Genomic DNA, 17145 nt, shown 5'->3' on the forward strand with positions numbered 1-17145 from the left:
CCCCGGCGTGTCCAGACGGATTGCTGACAGAAGCACCCCAGCCCGTAACCCGGCAAAGATGAGCTAGTCTGGTCGTTTGCCGAAAGCATTGGCAGAAACACAAAATGGCAACCATTAAATGGTTGCCAGCGCCGGAATGATAGCACGAAAAGGGGCGACTTTGTCAAGCTCGGGCGCCGAGATCGATTCTGAACAGGCGTACTTGACCACGCTCTACGGGCGACTGGATCAACTGCGTGAGCAGGCCGACAGCCGTTTGCGCAGCATCCTGCTGGAGGCCGGCGGCACGCCGCAGGGGCGGGCCCAGCGCGAGGCCACCCGCAGCCACTATTCCGAACAGCTGGCGCAGTTCAATTCGGTCGAGAACGGTCTTTGCTTCGGCCGTCTCGACTTCTCCGCGGACAATCCTCGTTATATCGGCCGTCTGGGTCTTTTCGCGGAAGATCGTGATCAGGACCCGTTGCTGGTCGACTGGCGGGCGCCCGCCGCCCGGCCGTTCTACCTCGCCACCGCGGTCCACCCGCTCGGCGTCACGCGGCGGCGTCACCTGCGCACCCGCGGCCGGATCCTGACCGGCATCGACGACGAGGTGCTCGACATCTCAGCCGGCGACGGCACCGGCCGCGAGGACGTGACGGGTGAGGCGGCGCTGCTCTCCGCGCTCACCGCGAACCGCACCGGCCGGATGCGCGACATCGTCGAGACCATTCAGGCGGAACAGGACGAGGTGATCCGATCCGGACTGCCCGGCGTGCTCGTCGTGCAGGGCGGGCCGGGCACCGGCAAGACCGCTGTCGCACTGCATCGGGCGGCCTACCTGCTCTACACGTACCGGGAGCAGTTGACCCGGTCCGGGGTCTTGATCCTCGGGCCGAACACCACGTTCCTGCGGTACATCTCCCAGGTTCTGCCGTCGCTCGCGGAGACCGGCGTGCTGCTCGCCACGCTCGGCGACATGTTCCCCGGCATCCGGGCCCGGGCCGTCGAATCGCCGGCCACCTCGGCGCTCAAGGGCAGCCTGCACATGCTCGACGTGCTGGAGAACGCGGTCGCCGACCGGCAGACCGTGCCGGACGAGTTCGTCGAGGTCGACCACGACGGTTACCCGGTGCGCATCGAGCGGGCCGTGCTGGAGGACGCCCGGGCCGTGGCCCGCCGCTCCGGCCGCCCGCACAACGTGGCCCGGCAGATCTTCGTGACCGAGGCGATCCACGCGCTGTCGCTGCAGATCGCCGAGCGGATCGGCGCCGACCCGCTCGGCGGTGACAACCTGCTCTCCGAGGCCGACCTCGCGGAGACCCGCCGTGAGCTGCGCGAGGACATCGACGTGCAGCAGGCGCTCTTCGAGTTCTGGCCGGTCCTCACCCCGCGCCAGGTGCTGCGCGACCTGCTCTCCGACGACGATCGCCTGGAGTCGGCCGGCTGCACTCCCGCCGAGCGCGCCCTGCTGCTGCGCGACCGGAACGCCGGCTGGGCGCCCGCCGACGTGCCGCTGCTCGACGAGCTCGCCGAGTTCCTCGGCATCGACGACACCCTGAAGGTCCGCGAGCAGCAGCGGCAGCGGAAAGCCGCGATCGAGTACGCGGAGGGCGTCCTGGAGATCGTCGAGGGCTCCCGGTCGCTGGACTTCGAGGACGAGGGCGCCGAGCGGGACGAGGTGCTCTCCGCGCTCGACGTGGTCGACGCGAGCTCCTTCGTCGAACGGCACGAGGTGATCGACACGCGGACCGCCGCGGAACGTGCCGCTGCGGACCGCACCTGGGTCTTCGGCCACGTGATCGTCGACGAGGCGCAGGAGCTGTCGCCGATGGCCTGGCGGCTGCTGATGCGCCGCTGCCCGAGCCGGTCGGTCACCGCTGTCGGCGACGTCGCGCAGACCTCCGAGCTCTCCGGCACCACGACCTGGGAGCAGGTCTTCGAGCCGTACGTGGCGCAGCGCTGGCGTCTCGTCGAGCTGACCGTCAACTACCGCACCCCGGCCGAGGTGATGGCGGTCGCGGCCGACGTGCTCACCGCGGTCGACCCGAATCTGCGCCCGCCGCGCTCGGTCCGCTCGGCCGGCGTCACGCCGTGGGCACGCCGGGTGCCGCCGGTCACCCTCGCCGAAGAACTGATTGCCGACGTACGCAAGGAGGCCGCCCTGATCGAGGAGGGCCGCCTCGGCGTGCTGGTGCCGGACGCGCTGGAGGCGTCCCTCGGCGAGGCCTTGGTCGCGGCCGTCCCCGGCGCGGCCGTGGGGGAGCAGCCCGACCTGCTCAACCACGTGGTGCTGATGACGGTGCGGCAGGCCAAGGGCCTGGAGTTCGACTCGGTGCTGGTCGTCGAGCCGGGCCAGATCGTCGCGGAGAGCCCGCGCGGTCTCTCCGACCTGTACGTGGCGGTGACCCGGGCGACCCGCCGCCTCGGCATCCTCTACACCGGCGAGCTGCCCGAGGTCCTCGCCAGCCTCGCCTGACCCCTCCCGGCGTGTGGAGCTGGGGCGCGCTCCGCGCCTCAACTCCACACGCCGCTGGGGTTCCGCCCTGGCGTGGAGTTCGGGCCGTTCTCAGGCCGCCAGCAGGCCGACCACCCAGGTGATCGCGATCGCCAGCGCCGCCGCCAGCTCCACCAGCAGCGACAGCCCGACCGCCGCGATCGCGGACCGGGTTGACGGCCAGGCCCGCTCGGAACCCAGCCGGTTCACCTCGACCAGCCAGACGCCGAGGACGAAACCGAGCACCAGGCCGATCACCGGCACCACGAAGAACCCGATCAGGCCGAGCACGCCGCCGGCCAGCAGCGCCGAGTTCGGCACGCCGGTGCTCTTCAGCTTCTTCCCCGGCCACAGGAACTTGACCACCAGGCCGGCGCCGGCGATCAGCGTGGCGACGCCGAGAACCGCCCACCGCACCGCGGCGCTGCCGTCGCCGAGCAGCGCCCAGAGCAGCACACCTGACCAGCTCAGCAAGAGGCCGGGCAGCACCGGCAGCATCACGCCGATCGCGCCGACGGCGATCAGCAGGCCGGACAGGAGGGTGATCGCGCCACCGGTGTCGCTGAGATCCATGGCGCACAGCGTAGAACCCTCAAGCCGCCCGGCCCGCCGCCGATAGCTGGACAACGCCGCCGACGGTCCGCCGGGTACAACCGGCATGCAACTGTGCGTGACCCGGCCGTGCACCCTCCGCTCGCGAATCTTTCTCCTGTCAGCCGGTGCCGCGAGGCGCCGACATACTGGGGGAGACGACTTGACCAGCAACGTTGCTACCGCTGCCGACCTTGCCGCCACCGCCACCGCGGTACTCACGGCCGCCGAGCAGGAGGAGCTGATCCGCACGCACATGCCGCTCGTCGGCCACCTGGTGCGGGACATGCTCAGCCGGATCCCCAACCACATCCACCGCGACGACCTGACCAGCGCCGGCCTGCACGCCCTGGTCACTGCGGCCCGCAGCTGGGACCCGGAGCGCGGCGTCCCGTTCAACCGGTTCGCCGGCACCCGGATCCGCGGCGCGCTCCTCGACGAGCTGCGCGCGCTGGACTGGGCGACCCGCTCGGTGCGGTCCAAGGCCCGCACCACCGACACCACGCGCCAGCAGCTCACCACCACGCTGGGCCGCACCCCGACCGCGGACGAGCTGGCCCAGGCGCTCGGCACCACCACGACCGACCTGCAGCAGACCGACACCGACGTGCAGCGGGCGACCGTCCTCTCGCTGCAGGGCTTCACCACGAGCAGCGCCGACGACATGGTCACCGAGCGCGCGCCCGGCCCGGAGGAGATGCTGCTGCGCCGCGAGCAGATCGGCTACCTGCACCACGCGATCGCGTCGCTGCCGGACCGCCTGCAGACCGTCGTCACCGAGTACTTCCTGCGGGAGCGCCCGATGGCCGACATCGCCGCCGACCTGGGCGTCACCGAGAGCCGGGTCAGCCAGTTGCGCGCCGAGGCGCTGTCGCTGCTGAAGGACGGCCTGAACACCCACCTCAACCCGGACCTCGCGCCGATCCCGGAGAACCCGGAGAGCATCGTGGCTCGCCGCCGCGCGTCCTACTACGCCAACATCGGGAACAACACGAGCATGCGCAGCCGTCTCGCCATGACCAACGAGCACGGCCACACCACCCTCGGCCAGGGCCTCGCTGCCGCTGCGGCCGCCTGACCCACCCTTTCTGCGAAAGCCCGGCGTCCCCGCGACGCCGGGCTTTCCCGCTTGGGTACGCCCTCAGCGCCGCCCCCAGCCGGAATTCCGCTGCGTGTGGAGTTGGGGTGTGGAGCGCGCCCGAATTCCACACGCTCGGGCGGAGCGGCAGCTGCGTGTGGAGTTGGGGTGCGGAGCGCGCCCGAATTCCACACGCCCGGGCGCAGCGGCAGCTGCGTGTGGAGTTGGGGTGCGGAGCGCGCCCGAATTCCACACGCCCGGGCGGAACCGCAGCTGCGTGTGGAGTTGAGGTGCGGAGCGCGCCCGAATTCCACACGCCTAGACGCGGCGGCTCAGTCTCCGGCGGCGGCGCTGGATCAGCAGCAGGAGCAGCGGCGCCACGGCGAGCAGCACCGCGACCGTGAGCGCGGCCGCCACCGACAACCCGCGCGGCGCGTCCTGCTGCGCGGCCGGGACGGTCTCCTCGGTGGCCGGCGCCGGCGCGTCCGCAGCCGGCGCCTTCGTGTTCTCGGCGATCTCCTCGGGGGTGACCAGGGTGCCGACCGAGCTGCCCTTGGGCAGCGAGAATCCCCAGTCGAGCAGCGCCGCGCCCTGTTCCCAGCCGCGCTGCGGGCGGGCTTCGGCGCCGAGCAGCGTGGCGACCAGCCGGCGACCGCCGCGTTCGGCCGCGCCCACGTAGCTGTGCCGGGCGAGCGTGGTGAATCCGGTCTTGCCGCCCATCGCCCCGGGGTAGTTGTAGATCAGCTTGTTCTCGTTCTGGAACTGGAAGCCGCCGACCTTCGGTGACTTCTGCGCCGGCATCTGCGCGACCTTGGTGAGCGCGTACTTGCGGAAGTCGGCGTTCTCGAAGCACACCCGGGCGATCAGCGCGAGATCGTACGCGCTGGTGAACTGGCCCTTGCCGTCCAATCCGGACGGCGTGACGGCGTGCGTCTGGTACGCGCCGATCGACTTCGCGAGGGCGTTCATCGCGTCGACGGTCTTGGTGACGCCGTTCGTGCCGCCGCCACCGGCCATCCGGGCCAGCGCGTTCGCGGCGTCGTTGCCGGAGTTGAGCAGCAGGCCGAGCCAGAGCGTGGAGACCGGGTACTTGCCGCCGACCACGAGACCGACGGCCGAGCTGCCGGGTTCGATGTCGAGGTCGCCGCGGGTGACGGTGACCTGCTTCTTCGGGTCGAGGTCGGCGATCGCGGTCGCGGCGAGCAGCATCTTCTGCACGCTGGCCGGGGTCTGGTGCACGTGCGGGCCGCAGGCGCCGAGCACTTCGCCGGTGTCCAGGTCGGCGACCATCCAGGTGGTGGCGGTGAGCGCCGGCGGGCTCGTGGCGCCGTCCGGGACGATCAGGCCGTGGGTGGCGAGGTCCGCGCCGCCGACCGCCATCTGCTCGGCGTTCTCGGCCGGTGGGGTGGGCCGGGGCGGGGCGCTCGGCTTGGCGATCTTCGGCTTGGGGCAGGGGATCTCCGCGCGTGCCTGAGCCGCGGCCGGAACGGGGGTGACAAGGAGGAGGGTGGCGCTCAGGGCCGCAATGATCTTCACGGCCAACGTGCTCCCGCCTCCAAGCGCCGGTCCAGCAGTTGCTTCAACGGGATCGGATCCCCGTCACCGCCGCCCGCTCCGACGATCAGCCGGGCCCGGCTGGGTGAGAGATCGGCGCCGACGAATCGGGCACGCAGCGAGGCCGGGACGGTGAGGATGTAGTACTCCCCGTCCTCGCCGACCGCGACCGACCGATCGGACTTGAGGTACCACCCGCGGACGTGCGTCTTGTATGTGGAGCGCCCGTCCAGCGTGCGGGCGCTCAGCAGGTGCGGCTCGAGGCCGCGCTCACCGGCGGTGCGCACGAAGCCGTCGAGCAACGCCTCCGCCTGCCGGGCCTCTGCCACGCGGTCCGCCTCGAGGGCTGCCGCGCGACCGGCCGCAGCCAGCTTCTGCTGCTCTCGCCAGGCGACCTGCTCGTCCTGCATGGGCCAGACCCTAACGCGAGAGCCGGGGCCTCGGTCAACCCGGGCTTTCGCGTCGATTCGGCGCTATTACCGGGTCGCTATTCGGTAAAGAAGCGGAGAAAGAATTGCCGGATCGCGGTTGGGAGTTGCGCCATGTGCCAGTCGCGAGCGAGACTGGGCGCGGTTGATTAATAATCTCTCGGGAGTCGTTATGGCGCGGCAGGTAATCACCACCCTGATCGACGATCTGGACGGCAAGAAGGCGGATCGGACGGTCGAGTTCAGTCTCGATGGCGTCAGCTACACGATCGACCTTTCCGAGGCCAATGCCGGAAAGCTGCGTAAGGCGCTGGACCCGTACATCACGGCGGGCACCCGGCTGGGCCGGACCACCAGTGCCCGTATCGGTTCGCGGGCGGTGGCACCGGCCCGCACCGCCGGCTCGCGCGACGAGAACCGCTTGATCCGTGAGTGGGCGATCCGTAACGGGCACAAAATCTCCGAGCGGGGCCGCATTCCGCAGGAGGTAAGCAACGCGTACCGGGCGGCGAACGGCCGCTGATTCACCACGTGATGCCGTGCCGGTGCCGCGCCAGCGGCACGGCGTCCGTGAGAAATCCCACTGAGGGCGTCCGAATTGGACAAGAAGTGCCTGTAAAGGCACTTACCCTAAACGGATGCCGGGCAGCTCGGCGGCGACCGCTTCGAGCACCTTCTCGTCCCCGGCGTACCAGCTCGACTCCCGCGGCCAATGCGTGATCACGTCGGTGAATCCCAGCTCCCGGGCCCGGCCGGCGGCGTCGGCGAACGCGCCAACGCTGCTCATTGAGTAAACCGGCGACGTGTCCAGGTTGAGATAGCGATCCACCTCGTCCGGCTGCCGGCCGGCCGCGTCGAGAGCGGCGTCGAACCGGTCACGCGCCTTACGGATCGACGCCCACCATTCCTCGGCGGTGTCGAGATAGGCGTCGCCGGTGGTGACCCAGCCGTCGCCGTACTTCGCGGCCAGTTTCAGCGCCCGCGGCCCGTTGGCGGCCACCACGAACGGCGGCCGGGGCTGCTGGACCGGCCCGGGGATGCTGCGGGCGTCCACCGCGGAGAACCACGAACCGGACCACGTCGTCGACGGGTTGCGCAGGATCGTGTCGAACAGCTCCAGGAACTCGGCGAACCGGTCCACCCGCTGGCGTGGGGTCAGCTCCGGCTGCCCGAGCACCGCCGAGTCGAAGCCGATGCCGCCGGCGCCGAGGCCGAGGATCAGCCGGCCGCCGGAGATGTCGTCGAGCGCCAGCGACTCGCGGGCGAAGTGCACCGGGTGCCGGAAGTTCGGCGAGGCGACGTAGGTGCCGAGCTTGATCCGCTCGGTGACGGCCGCCGCGGCGGTCAGCGTCGGGACGGCGTCGAACCAGGGGCCGTCGGCCAGGTCACGCCAGCCGAGGTGGTCGTAGGTCCAGGCGTGGTCGAAACCGTACTCCTCGGCGAGACGCCAGCGTTCGCGAGATTCGGACCAGCGCTGGTCAGGGAGGATGACGATGCCGATACGCACAGCGGAAGCGTACTCGGGTGGTCAGGCGGACCGGAGGCTGCCGTCCGCCTCGGCCGCGTTCGCCGCCTCCTCGAAGCACTGCAACGCCTTCAGCAGGTCCGTGCGGGCCGCGGGCGGCATCCGGTCGAGCACCTCGCCGAGCGCGGCCCGGCGGCGTTCGCGCAGGTCGGCGAGGAGCCGGCGGGCGGCGGGAGTGAGCAGCAGCCGCACTTCCCGGCGGTCCCGGGGGTCGGCGACGCGGCGCAGCAGACCGGTCGCCTCCAGCCGGTCGCAGAGCCGGCTGGCCGACGACGGCACCACGTCGAGCGCCTCCGCGAGCCGGCTCATGTTGGTGTGCCGGCTGCCGGCCACGATGCTGAGCACCCGCAGCTGGGCGGGCGGCACCATCGGCGTCTGGGCCAGGCGGGCCCGATCGAGGACGGCCGTCAGCGCCTCGACCGACGACTCGATGGCCCCGGCTAGCTCGTTGGCGCGTTCCATGCCGATCCCCGTTGTCGAAGTCGCGGACCCGTGAGTATGCAGTTCTACCCGACGGGCCGCCGGTCGAACCGGGGTCAGCGCCGCCAGTCGAGGCACACTGTCACCGCATCGTCCTCGGGCTCGGCGCCGGCGTGGTAGTCGTGCAGACTTCTCATCACGGTACCCACTGCCTCGGTGGCCGGCTGCAACCGTGTCCGCCGAATCGCGGTGAGCAGGCCGGATTCGCCGAACGGGGAGCGGCCGCCGGGCACCGCGGCGTGCACGCCGTCGCTGACCACGAGCATGCGGTCGCCGGGTTCGAGACGGAACCGCTGGATCTCGTAGTGGGCCTCGGGGAACATGCCGAACGGCAGTTGCTGTTCCAGCTCCACCATCTCGATCTCGCCGCCCCGGGCGATCAGGCAGCGCGGCGACCCGGCGTCGACCGCTGCCACCTGCCCGCTGACCAGGTCCACCTCGAGCAGCAGGGTGGCGACGTGCGCGGCGCCGGCCCGGCGGGCGTGCACCGCGTCGGAGGCCAGCTCGGCCTGTTCGACGATGTCGGCGCCGCAGCGCCGGGCGTTGCGCATCGCGTTGACGGCGACGGTGGTGAGCAGCGAGGCCTCCATGCCGTCGCCGAACCCGTTCAGCACGGTGAGCGTCAGCCGCTCGCCGTCCAGCGCCCAGTCGAAGTGGTCGCCGCGAACGTCGTACGCCGGATCCAGCTGTCCCGCCACGAGGAACCGCTCGTCACCCAGCGACCGCCCGGGCAGCAGCTCCCACTGCAGCTCGGCGGCCATGGTGAGCCGTGCCCGGCGCTGCGCCCGGCGGTACCGGTCGGTGCTCGTGTCGGCGGCCCGCAGCGCGGTGGCCAGCTCGTCGGCGGCCGCGGCCAGCTGCTCGGCGGCCTCCGGCTCGGGCCGGGACGGCAGGTCCAGGCGCAGCACGCCGATCCGCTCTCCCCAGCAGCTCAGCGGCAGGTGCATCCGGATGGCGCCGTTCGCCGTGGTGGAGGTGGCGGCCCGCTGGCTGCCGAGGCACCGTAGCGCGGCCGGGTCCGGGTTCGTGCCGTTGATCAGCGGGCAGAGCGAGGACTGGGTCAGGTCAGCGAGGAACACCTCGACCGGCTCGGCCCCGAAGCGGCTGCGCAGATGGTCCGCGGCCACTTCGGGAAGCCGGTCGGGCGATGCCGCGCGTAGCGAGACGCCCAGCGCGACCGGTTGGTCGGACAACTCCACACTCCTCCCCAGTCGACGTCGGTCAGGTATTTGTTATACGGCAAGCAAATTTTACGCCGGACGGGCCACTGGCCCGTCCGGCGCGGGTAGAAGGGTCAGGCGAAGGATTTCTCGAAATGGATGAGGCTTCCGGTACGAGCGCTCGACTGCATCCGCACGTTCTCGCCGAGTGCCCGGATCAGGAAGAGGCCACGTCCCCGCTCGCTGTCGGAGGTGGGGGTCGCTGCGCTCACCGCGGCGGCGTCGAAGCCGGAACCCTCGTCGACCACGTCGATCGAGCAGCGGTCCTGACCCACGTCGAGGCGTACCTCGAAGTTCTCCGCGCCGGTGGCGTGCTTCACCACGTTGGCGCACGCTTCGGTGAGCGCGATCTCCAGATCCGTGCCGGCCTGACGATCCACTCGCAGGATCGTCAGCGCGCATCGCAACAGTCGGCGCACGGCGGGGACGCTGTCCACCTCGCGCGGCAGATTGAGCCGGACCGACATACGCATGCACTTTCTGTGCCCGGTCGGCCCGTCCGCTAACCACGGGCCGGTAGGCCGCTCCCCGATTCGTGTTATCCATGGTCGGCGCGCACGTCTCCCTATCCGGTGGACGCGTGCATGCCCAGGGAAGGCGGATTCATGGCTCGACAACCCGATCTCGCGACGGTGATCGCTGCCCGAGCCGGGGACCCGGCCGCCGTGGACCGTCTGGTGGCCGGTTACCTGCCGCTGGTCTACACCATCGTGGGCCGGGCCCTGGAGGGTCACGCGGATGTCGACGACGTGGTCCAGGAGGTCATGATCCGGGTCCTGCGCAACCTCGGTGAGCTGCGCGAACCCGAGTCCTTCCGCTCGTGGCTGGTGGCCATCACGGTCCGCCAGGTGCGGGAGCGGTTCCGCAGCCGGCACAGCGCTCCGGACGAGCTCCTCGATGCCGACCTGCGCGATCCGGGCGCTGATTTCACCGATCTGGCGATCACCCGCCTGGAGCTCTCCGGCCAGCGCCGGGAGACCGCCGAGGCGACCCGCTGGTTGGACGAGGAGAACCGGGAGCTGCTCTCGCTCTGGTGGCTGGAGGCGTCCGGCGAGCTCACCCGCGACGAGATCGTGGACGCGACGGGTGTCGGACGCCAGCATGCCGCGGTGCGCATCCAGCGGATGAAACTGCAGCTCGAGACGGCCCGGGCGGTGGTCCGGGCGCTGCACCGCACACCCCGCTGCCCGGATCTGGACGCCCTGCTCACGGCCTGGGACGGCCGGCCCGGCGCGCTCTGGCGCAAACGGATCGCCCGGCACACCCGCGAGTGCGGCCTCTGCGCCTCCGCCTGGCACGATCTCATCGCCGCCGAGCGGCTCCTGGCGGGCATGGCCCTGGTGCCGCTGCCGCCGGCTCACTTCTTATCCGGTACGGCCACAACTGCCACAACCGCATCAAAAGCCGTCACCGCAAACATTCCGGCAAAGCTCGGCGGCTCGCTGGCGCAGAAGGCGCTCGCCGGCGTGCTCGCCGCGACAGCCGTCGCCGGTGGTGGCGCGATCGTCGTGGCCAATCAGCAGCCCGCGCCGCCACCGGCCGCGACGGTCGCCGTGGCCGAGCCGGTGGCCCTGCCCGCGTCCCCCTCGGCGACGCCGCAGGTATCGCCGTCCGCCTCGCTGCCGCCATCCCCGTCGCCATCTCTTTCACCCTCCCCGGCGCCGTCCCTTTCCCGGTCCCCGGCACCGTCCCGCAAGCCGTCAGCCGCGCCGCCCGCCAGCACCGGCATCTCCGCGAAGAAGGGCGCCGCCGTCTGGAAGTTCACCGGGTCGAAAGCGGCCCTGAAGGACGTCGGCGCCTCCTGGTACTACGACTGGGGACCCAGTGACGACGACGTGCCCGGCCCGGCCGGCGTCGAGTTCGTCCCGATGATCTGGGGCCCCGCGAACGTCACCACCGCCACCCTGAAACAGGCCGCGGCCGAGGGTGGCGACTGGCTGCTCGGCTTCAACGAGCCGGACCTGGCCGAGCAGTCGAACATGACCGTCGAAGCCGCCCTGGACACCTGGCCCAAACTGGAGGCGACCGGGATGAACCTGGTCAGCCCGGCTGTCGCGTTCGGTGGTGACACCGCCGGCGGCTGGCTGGACCGCTTCATGACCGGTGCTTCCGAGCGGGGCCTGCGAGTCGACGCGATCGCCCTGCACTGGTACGGCTCCGACTTCAGCAAGGCCGCGGTGAACCAGTTCCTCGGCTACGTCGACGCGGTGCACGAGCGCTACCGCAAACCGATCTGGATCACCGAGTTCGGTCTGATCAACTTCGGCGCTTCCCCGCGCTATCCCAGCGACGCTCAGAAAGTCACCTTCATCAAGGGCGCGACGGCCGGCCTGGAGAAACGGAGGTTCGTCGCCCGGTACGCGTGGTTCGGTCTGCCCGCCGTCGGGGACAGCGTGGACTTCGGTCTCTACGAAGACGGGACGACCCCCACCGAGGCGGGCAAGGCGTACCGTGCCGCGGGATAGTCTCGTTTCATGATTCGGTTCGGGTACAAGGCGTCGGCCGAGCAGTTCGCGCCGGCTGAGCTGCTCAAGTACGGCATTCTCGCGGAGGAGTCGGGTTTCGACTCGGTCTTCGTCAGTGATCACTTGCAGCCGTGGCGGCACGACGGCGGCCACGCTCCGGCGGCGCTGCCGTGGCTGGGGGCGCTCGCCGCGCGTACCCAGAAGGTTCTGATCGGCACCAGCGTGCTGACGCCGACGTTCCGTTACCACCCGGCCGTGGTCGCGCAGGCGTTCGCCACGCTGGGCTGCCTCGCGCCCGGCCGCGCCATCCTCGGCGTCGGCTCCGGCGAGTCGCTCAACGAGGTGCTGCTCGGCACCGCGTGGCCGGACGGCAAGGAACGGTTCGCCCGGCTCAAGGAGGCGGTGCTGCTGATCCAGAAGCTGTGGGCCGAGGACCGGGTCACGTACGAGGGCCAGTTCTACAAGACCGAGAACGCCACGATCTACGACAAGCCGGAGACGCCCGTCCCGATCTACATCGGCGCGTCCGGCCCGGCCGCGACCCGGCTCGCCGGCCGGATCGCCGACGGCTTCATCACGACCAGCGGCAAGGGCCACGGTCTCTACACCGACACGCTGCTGCCGGCGGTCAAGGAGGGCGCGGAGAAGGCCGGCCGCAACCTCGACGACCTGGACCTGATGATCGAGGTGAAGGTCTCGTTCGACGACGACATCGAGCGGGCCCGCAACGACACCCACTACTGGGGTGCGCTCGCGCTGTCGCCGGAGGAGAAGACCGGCGTCGAGGACCCGATCGAGATGCAGCGGCTCGCCGACGCCCTCCCGGTGGAGCGAACCGTGTCCCGCTGGATCGTCTCCTCCGACCCGGCCGAGCACGCCGCGAAGGTCGCCGAGTACCTCGACATGGGCTTCAAGCACCTGGTCTTCCACGCCCCGGGGCCGGATCAGGAGCGTTTCCTGCGCCTCTACTCCACCGAGGTGCTCCCGCTCCTCCGCGCCCGCGCGTAGCCGAATCTCGACCGCTTCTCGCCCCCCCCGCGACGGGGCTGCGAGCCGTAGCCCACGCAGGTTCTCGGGGCCGCGAGTGGGGGCTGCGAGCCGTAGCCCACGCAGGTTCTCGGGGCGTCTACCTGCGTGAGCTACGGCCGGGTGGTGCGAGCCGTAGCCGGGGCAGATTTTCGGGGCGTTTTACTTGCGCTGGCTACGGCTCGGGGTCGCCAGCCGTAGCTCAGCCCGGTGATCAAGCTGTGTTTGCCTGTGTGGGCTACGGCCGGGTGTCGCGAGCCGTAGCTGGGGCAGGTTGTGCGCCGGCGTGACCTGCGTGGGCTACGGCTCGGTGGTGTGAGCCGTCGCTGAGGCCGGTTACTGCGGCCGGCAAACCGGATTTATCGTATTTGTTACCGCTGGACGGCCGGCGCGGGTCAGACGGAGCGCAGGTGGTCGTTGCGACGGGGGGACGGGCCGGCTCCCTCGCCGTTGATCACTCGGAGGTTGGGGCGGCCCGAGCCGGTGTTGCGGGTGCTCTGGTCGCGCCACCGCCGGCGGGTGAGGTTCTCCGCCGGGTCGAGCTTGGGCTTTCCCCAGCCCCGCCCCGCGAACGGGAGGTCGGCGTTCCCGGCGGCGCGGGCCCGTTCGGCGTTGCGGCCGTCGCTGCGGCGGCGCTCGGTGAAACCTCGGTCGCCGGGTAGCAGGCCGCTGTTGGGCAGGTCGGCCGAGGCGGTGGTCCGGCGCTGATTCGGCGCGGGCCAGACCGGCGCGGGAGCCCCAGCCACGTGACCAGCCCCGGCCGAATGGGAAGTCCCGGCCGCGTGGCGATCCCCGGCCGCGTGGCGATCCCCGGCCGCGTGGCGATCCCCGGTCGTGCGAGCAGCCCCGGCCGTGCGGGGAGTCCCGGCTGTGCGGGGAGCGCCGGCCGTGCGGTGAGTCCCGGCCGTGCGGGAAGCGCCGGCTGTGCGGGAAGCGCCGGCCGTGCGGGGAGCGCCGGCTGTGCCGGAGGAGCCGGCGCGTGGGTTGATCAGAGGGCGGCCGGTCACCACCACGATGCTCTCCGGGGTGCCGGCGCGGGCGGCGCGGCGGCGGCCGGCGTACTCGGCGACGAGGGCGCGCACGGCGGTGACCAGCGGAGTGCCGGCGGCGCGCGGATGGACGGTGGTGGGCACCTCGGCGCCGCGCAGGCCGGAGGCGGCGATCCGGACGGCGAGCAGCGCCTCGATCTCCGGGCCGTCGCCGCGGACCGGCTCGAAGCCGGTGATCGCGGGCAGGCCGAGCTGTCCGGTGCTGTCCCGCCAGAAGGCACGGTACCCATGACCGGGATCGCTGGGCCGGCAGCCGAAGAGCACCCGCAGGAACCAGAGCAGGATCATGTCGAGCACGCCGGGCCGGCCGGACAGGTAGCGGGAGCCGTGCACCACGTCGGCGCCCTCGCGCAGCGCGGCCAGCAGGCGGGGCAGTTCGGCCGGGTCGCAGGAGCCGTCGCCGGGGAGCGTCACGATGATGTCGCCGGTGCTGGCGTCCACCCCGCAGGCCAGCGCGTTGCCGACGCCGGACCGGGTCTGCCGGATCACCCGCGGCGGCCGGGGGAGCGTCCGGGTGGTGTCCTCGCCGCGCCCCACCACGACGATCACCTCGTCGACCGGCGGCAGCGCGCGCAGCAGCACGGGCAGGTCCGACGGGTCGCCGGCCGGGATCACCACGCTTACGGAGGGTGACGCCGGACGGTTACCGGCTGCGGCGCGGTGACTCGGTGAAACTGGCATGGTGCGACGGCTCCCGGCTCGGCTGCGGTGCAGTGCCGAAGCTACCTGCCTGCAACCCCGTAGCAACCGGGCCTAACGGCTGATAGTGATCATCTCTGCGGCCGGAAGAGGGCGGGACCGTCGTGTGCGGTTGTGGCGCGGTTACCCATCGTACACATGGGGTAGGGTCTTCGATGTGAGTGTCAAAGCTGTGGTGTTCGATCTGGACGGCGTGATCATCGATACCGAGGAGGTCTGGGAGGAGGTCCGGCGCGGCTATGTGGCCGAGTTCGGGCGCGCGTTCCTCCCGGACAGCCAGGACCGGATGATGGGCATGAGCACCGGCGAGTGGTCGGCGCACCTGGCCGACGAGGTGGGTGTGCCGCGCACGGCCGAGCAGGTGGCGGCCGACGTGCTCGGGCGGATGGCGGCGCGGTACCGCGAGGCGCTGCCGCTGATCCCCGGCTCGGTCGAGGTGGTCCGCTCCCTTCGGCAGAGCTATCGCCTGGCGCTGGCCAGCTCGTCCGCGCGGATCCTGATCGACCAGGTGCTGGAGACCGCCGGGCTCACCGGCGCGTTCGAGGTGACGCTCTCCACCGAGGAGGTGCCGCGCGGAAAGCCGGCGCCGGACGTCTACCTGACCGCTGTCGCGAAGATGGGTCTCACCCCGGCGGACTGCGCGGCGATCGAGGACTCCAGCAACGGTCTGCGCTCCGCCGCGGCGGCCGGTCTCACGGTGATCGCGGTGCCGCACGGCGTCTACCCGCCGGCGCCGGACGCGCTCGCCGGGGCGAGCCGGGTCGTCGGCGCTATCAGCGAGGTCACACCGGAGATGATCACCACGCTGTGAACTTCGTGTGAAAAATCTTCGATCGGGGCATAGCACGGGCCGACAAATGGAGGTGGGCCCGTGCGAACACTGGCTGCGGAGGGTCTTCGGCTAGATGTGGGCATCGTCGATTACCTGATTCTCACTCTTTACTTCGTCACGGTGCTCGGGATCGGATTCGCCGCCCGCCGTGCGATCAAGAGCAGTAACGACTTCTTCCTGTCCGGGCGGTCGATGCCTGCGTGGGTGACCGGCCTGGCCTTCGTCTCGGCCAACCTGGGCGCCCTGGAAATCATCGGCATGGCCGCGAACGGCGCCGAGTACGGCCTGATGACGCTCCATTACTACTGGATCGGCGCGGTACCGGCCATGGTGTTCCTCGGCATCGTGATGATGCCGTTCTACTACGGCTCCAAGGTGCACAGCGTCCCCGAGTTCCTGCGGCGGCGCTTCAACCGGCCGACCCACCTCTTCAACGCGCTGAGCTTCGCCCTCGCCCAGGTGCTGATCGCCGGCGTCAACCTCTACGCCCTCGCCCTGATCCTGCAGGCCCTGCTGGGCTGGCCGCTCTGGGTGTCGATCGTGATCGGCGCGGCGATCGTGCTGATCTACATCACGCTCGGCGGGCTCTCCTCGGCGATCTACAACGAGGTGCTGCAGTTCTTCGTCATCCTGGCCGGTCTGATCCCGATCACGGTGGTCGGCCTGGTCAAGGTCGGCGGCATCGACGGCCTGATGGAGAAGGTCCGGGAGAGCCCGCTCGGCGAGCCCGGCCTGCACACGTTCGCGGACACCGCCGGCACCGGCAACCCGCTCGGCGCGAACTGGATCGGCATCATCTTCGGTCTCGGTTTCGTGCTCTCCTTCGGGTACTGGACCACGAACTTCGCCGAGGTGCAGCGTGCGCTCAGCGCCAAGGACATGAGCGCGGCCCGGCGTACGCCGATCATCGGCGCCTTCCCGAAGCTGCTGATCCCGGCCGTCACCGTCATCCCCGGCCTGATCGCCCTGGTCACGGTCAAGGGCCTCGGCGCGGACAACGGTGACCTGGTCTACAACAACGCCATCCCGCTGCTGATGCGCGACCTGCTGCCGAACGGCGTGCTCGGTGTCGCGGTGACCGGTCTGATCGCGTCGTTCATGGCCGGCATGGCGGCCAACGTGAGTGGTTTCAACACCGTCTTCACGTACGACATCTGGCGCGCCTACATCCGTAAGGATCGGACCGACGCCCACTACATCCGGGTCGGCCGGATCGCCACGATCGGCGGTGTGCTGGTCGGCATCGGCACCGCGTTCATCGCGGCCGGCTTCTCCAACATCATGAACTACATCCAGGCGCTGTTCAGCCTCTTCAACGCGCCGCTGTTCGCGACGTTCATCGTCGGCATGTTCTGGAAGAAGATGACGCCGTGGGCCGGTTTCTGGTCCCTGCTGCTCGGCTTCCTGGCGTCCCTGACGCTGTACATCGGTCACCTCACCGAGGTCTTCCACTTCAACTCCGACCTGGAGGAGAGCTTCTGGGGCGCCGGCGCCGCGTTCCTGACCGCGGTCGTGGTCGCGGTGGTGGTCACCATCATGACCCGGGGCACCAGCAAGTCCGACGACGAGCTGCGCGGCCTGGTGTACGGGCTGGGCGGCCAGTCCACCTCCAGCGACGTGATCATCTCCGGCGAGAAGGTCTGGTGGCGCAACCCGGTGCTGCTCGGCACGCTCGCCCTGGTGCTGGCCGTCGTCCTGTACATCCCGGTCTGGTAAGGAGCCGAC

15 protein-coding genes are annotated in these 17145 nt (G+C 70.7%); 7 read left to right on the forward strand and 8 right to left on the reverse strand.

All coding sequences use genetic code 11. The features are described from left to right. Positions 1-118: 118 nt before the first annotated feature. Entirely contained in the window at positions 119-2455 is a 2337-nt protein-coding gene (locus AB0F72_RS06500) for an ATP-binding domain-containing protein (protein ID WP_360426194.1), read from the forward strand. A 90-nt stretch (positions 2456-2545) separates the two neighbouring features. On the opposite strand, the gene AB0F72_RS06505 is transcribed toward AB0F72_RS06500, so the two are convergent. Next, positions 2546-3046: a DUF456 domain-containing protein gene (locus AB0F72_RS06505; protein WP_360426197.1), complete on the reverse strand. Its 501-nt coding sequence runs from the start codon at positions 3044-3046 to the stop codon at positions 2546-2548. A gap of 181 nt (positions 3047-3227) precedes the next feature. Here AB0F72_RS06505 and AB0F72_RS06510 point away from each other — a divergent pair, with 181 nt between their 5' ends. Further along, complete coding sequence (locus AB0F72_RS06510; RefSeq protein WP_360426199.1) at positions 3228-4142, forward strand: sigma-70 family RNA polymerase sigma factor; 915 nt, start codon at positions 3228-3230, stop codon at positions 4140-4142. A gap of 318 nt (positions 4143-4460) precedes the next feature. Here AB0F72_RS06510 and AB0F72_RS06515 read toward each other — a convergent pair whose 3' ends face one another. Further along, positions 4461-5684 carry a serine hydrolase gene (locus AB0F72_RS06515; RefSeq protein ID WP_360426202.1) on the reverse strand — a complete coding sequence of 408 codons (1224 nt, stop codon included), beginning with the start codon at positions 5682-5684 and terminating at the stop codon, positions 4461-4463. Beyond that, on the reverse strand, positions 5675-6106 hold the full coding sequence (locus AB0F72_RS06520; protein ID WP_360426205.1) for a hypothetical protein: 432 nt from the start codon (positions 6104-6106) through the stop codon (positions 5675-5677). The genes AB0F72_RS06515 and AB0F72_RS06520 overlap by 10 nt, the downstream gene beginning before the upstream one ends. A 190-nt stretch (positions 6107-6296) precedes the next feature. Here AB0F72_RS06520 and AB0F72_RS06525 point away from each other — a divergent pair, with 190 nt between their 5' ends. Continuing rightward, on the forward strand, positions 6297-6647 hold the full coding sequence (locus AB0F72_RS06525) for an Lsr2 family protein (protein WP_360426208.1): 351 nt from the start codon (positions 6297-6299) through the stop codon (positions 6645-6647). A gap of 102 nt (positions 6648-6749) precedes the next feature. On the opposite strand, the gene AB0F72_RS06530 is transcribed toward AB0F72_RS06525, so the two are convergent. The 4 genes from AB0F72_RS06530 to AB0F72_RS06545 form a co-directional block, all read right to left on the reverse strand. Further along, complete coding sequence (locus AB0F72_RS06530) at positions 6750-7631, reverse strand: LLM class flavin-dependent oxidoreductase (RefSeq protein ID WP_360426211.1); 882 nt, start codon at positions 7629-7631, stop codon at positions 6750-6752. A 21-nt stretch (positions 7632-7652) separates the two neighbouring features. Then, entirely contained in the window at positions 7653-8111 is a 459-nt protein-coding gene (locus AB0F72_RS06535; RefSeq protein ID WP_360426214.1) for a MarR family transcriptional regulator, read from the reverse strand. Positions 8112-8185: 74 nt separating this feature from the next. Beyond that, positions 8186-9328 (reverse strand): PP2C family protein-serine/threonine phosphatase, encoded by a 1143-nt coding sequence (locus tag AB0F72_RS06540; protein WP_360426217.1) that lies wholly within the window; start codon positions 9326-9328, stop codon positions 8186-8188. A gap of 95 nt (positions 9329-9423) precedes the next feature. Next, complete coding sequence (locus AB0F72_RS06545; protein WP_360426220.1) at positions 9424-9822, reverse strand: ATP-binding protein; 399 nt, start codon at positions 9820-9822, stop codon at positions 9424-9426. 132 nt (positions 9823-9954) lie between these two features. Here AB0F72_RS06545 and AB0F72_RS06550 point away from each other — a divergent pair, with 132 nt between their 5' ends. Then, positions 9955-11814, forward strand: coding sequence for a sigma-70 family RNA polymerase sigma factor (locus AB0F72_RS06550; RefSeq protein ID WP_360426223.1), 1860 nt, complete (start codon positions 9955-9957; stop codon positions 11812-11814). Positions 11815-11823: 9 nt separating this feature from the next. Further along, the gene (gene fgd / locus AB0F72_RS06555; protein ID WP_360426226.1) at positions 11824-12822 is read left to right on the forward strand and encodes a glucose-6-phosphate dehydrogenase (coenzyme-F420); all 999 of its coding nucleotides are present in this window, start codon (positions 11824-11826) and stop codon (positions 12820-12822) included. A gap of 413 nt (positions 12823-13235) precedes the next feature. Here fgd and AB0F72_RS06560 read toward each other — a convergent pair whose 3' ends face one another. Then, a complete protein-coding gene (locus AB0F72_RS06560; protein WP_360426229.1) occupies positions 13236-14507 on the reverse strand; it encodes a glycosyltransferase in 1272 nt (423 codons plus the stop codon). Between the two features lie 238 nt (positions 14508-14745). Here AB0F72_RS06560 and AB0F72_RS06565 point away from each other — a divergent pair, with 238 nt between their 5' ends. Both AB0F72_RS06565 and AB0F72_RS06570 read left to right on the forward strand, forming a co-directional pair. Next, positions 14746-15399 carry an HAD family phosphatase gene (locus tag AB0F72_RS06565; RefSeq protein WP_360426232.1) on the forward strand — a complete coding sequence of 218 codons (654 nt, stop codon included), beginning with the start codon at positions 14746-14748 and terminating at the stop codon, positions 15397-15399. Positions 15400-15459: 60 nt separating this feature from the next. Next, a complete protein-coding gene (locus tag AB0F72_RS06570; protein WP_360426235.1) occupies positions 15460-17136 on the forward strand; it encodes a sodium:solute symporter family protein in 1677 nt (558 codons plus the stop codon). Positions 17137-17145: the final 9 nt, after the last annotated feature.

The organism is Actinoplanes sp. NPDC023936, assembly GCF_040639325.1.
Classification (GTDB): Bacteria; Actinomycetota; Actinomycetes; order Mycobacteriales; family Micromonosporaceae; genus Actinoplanes.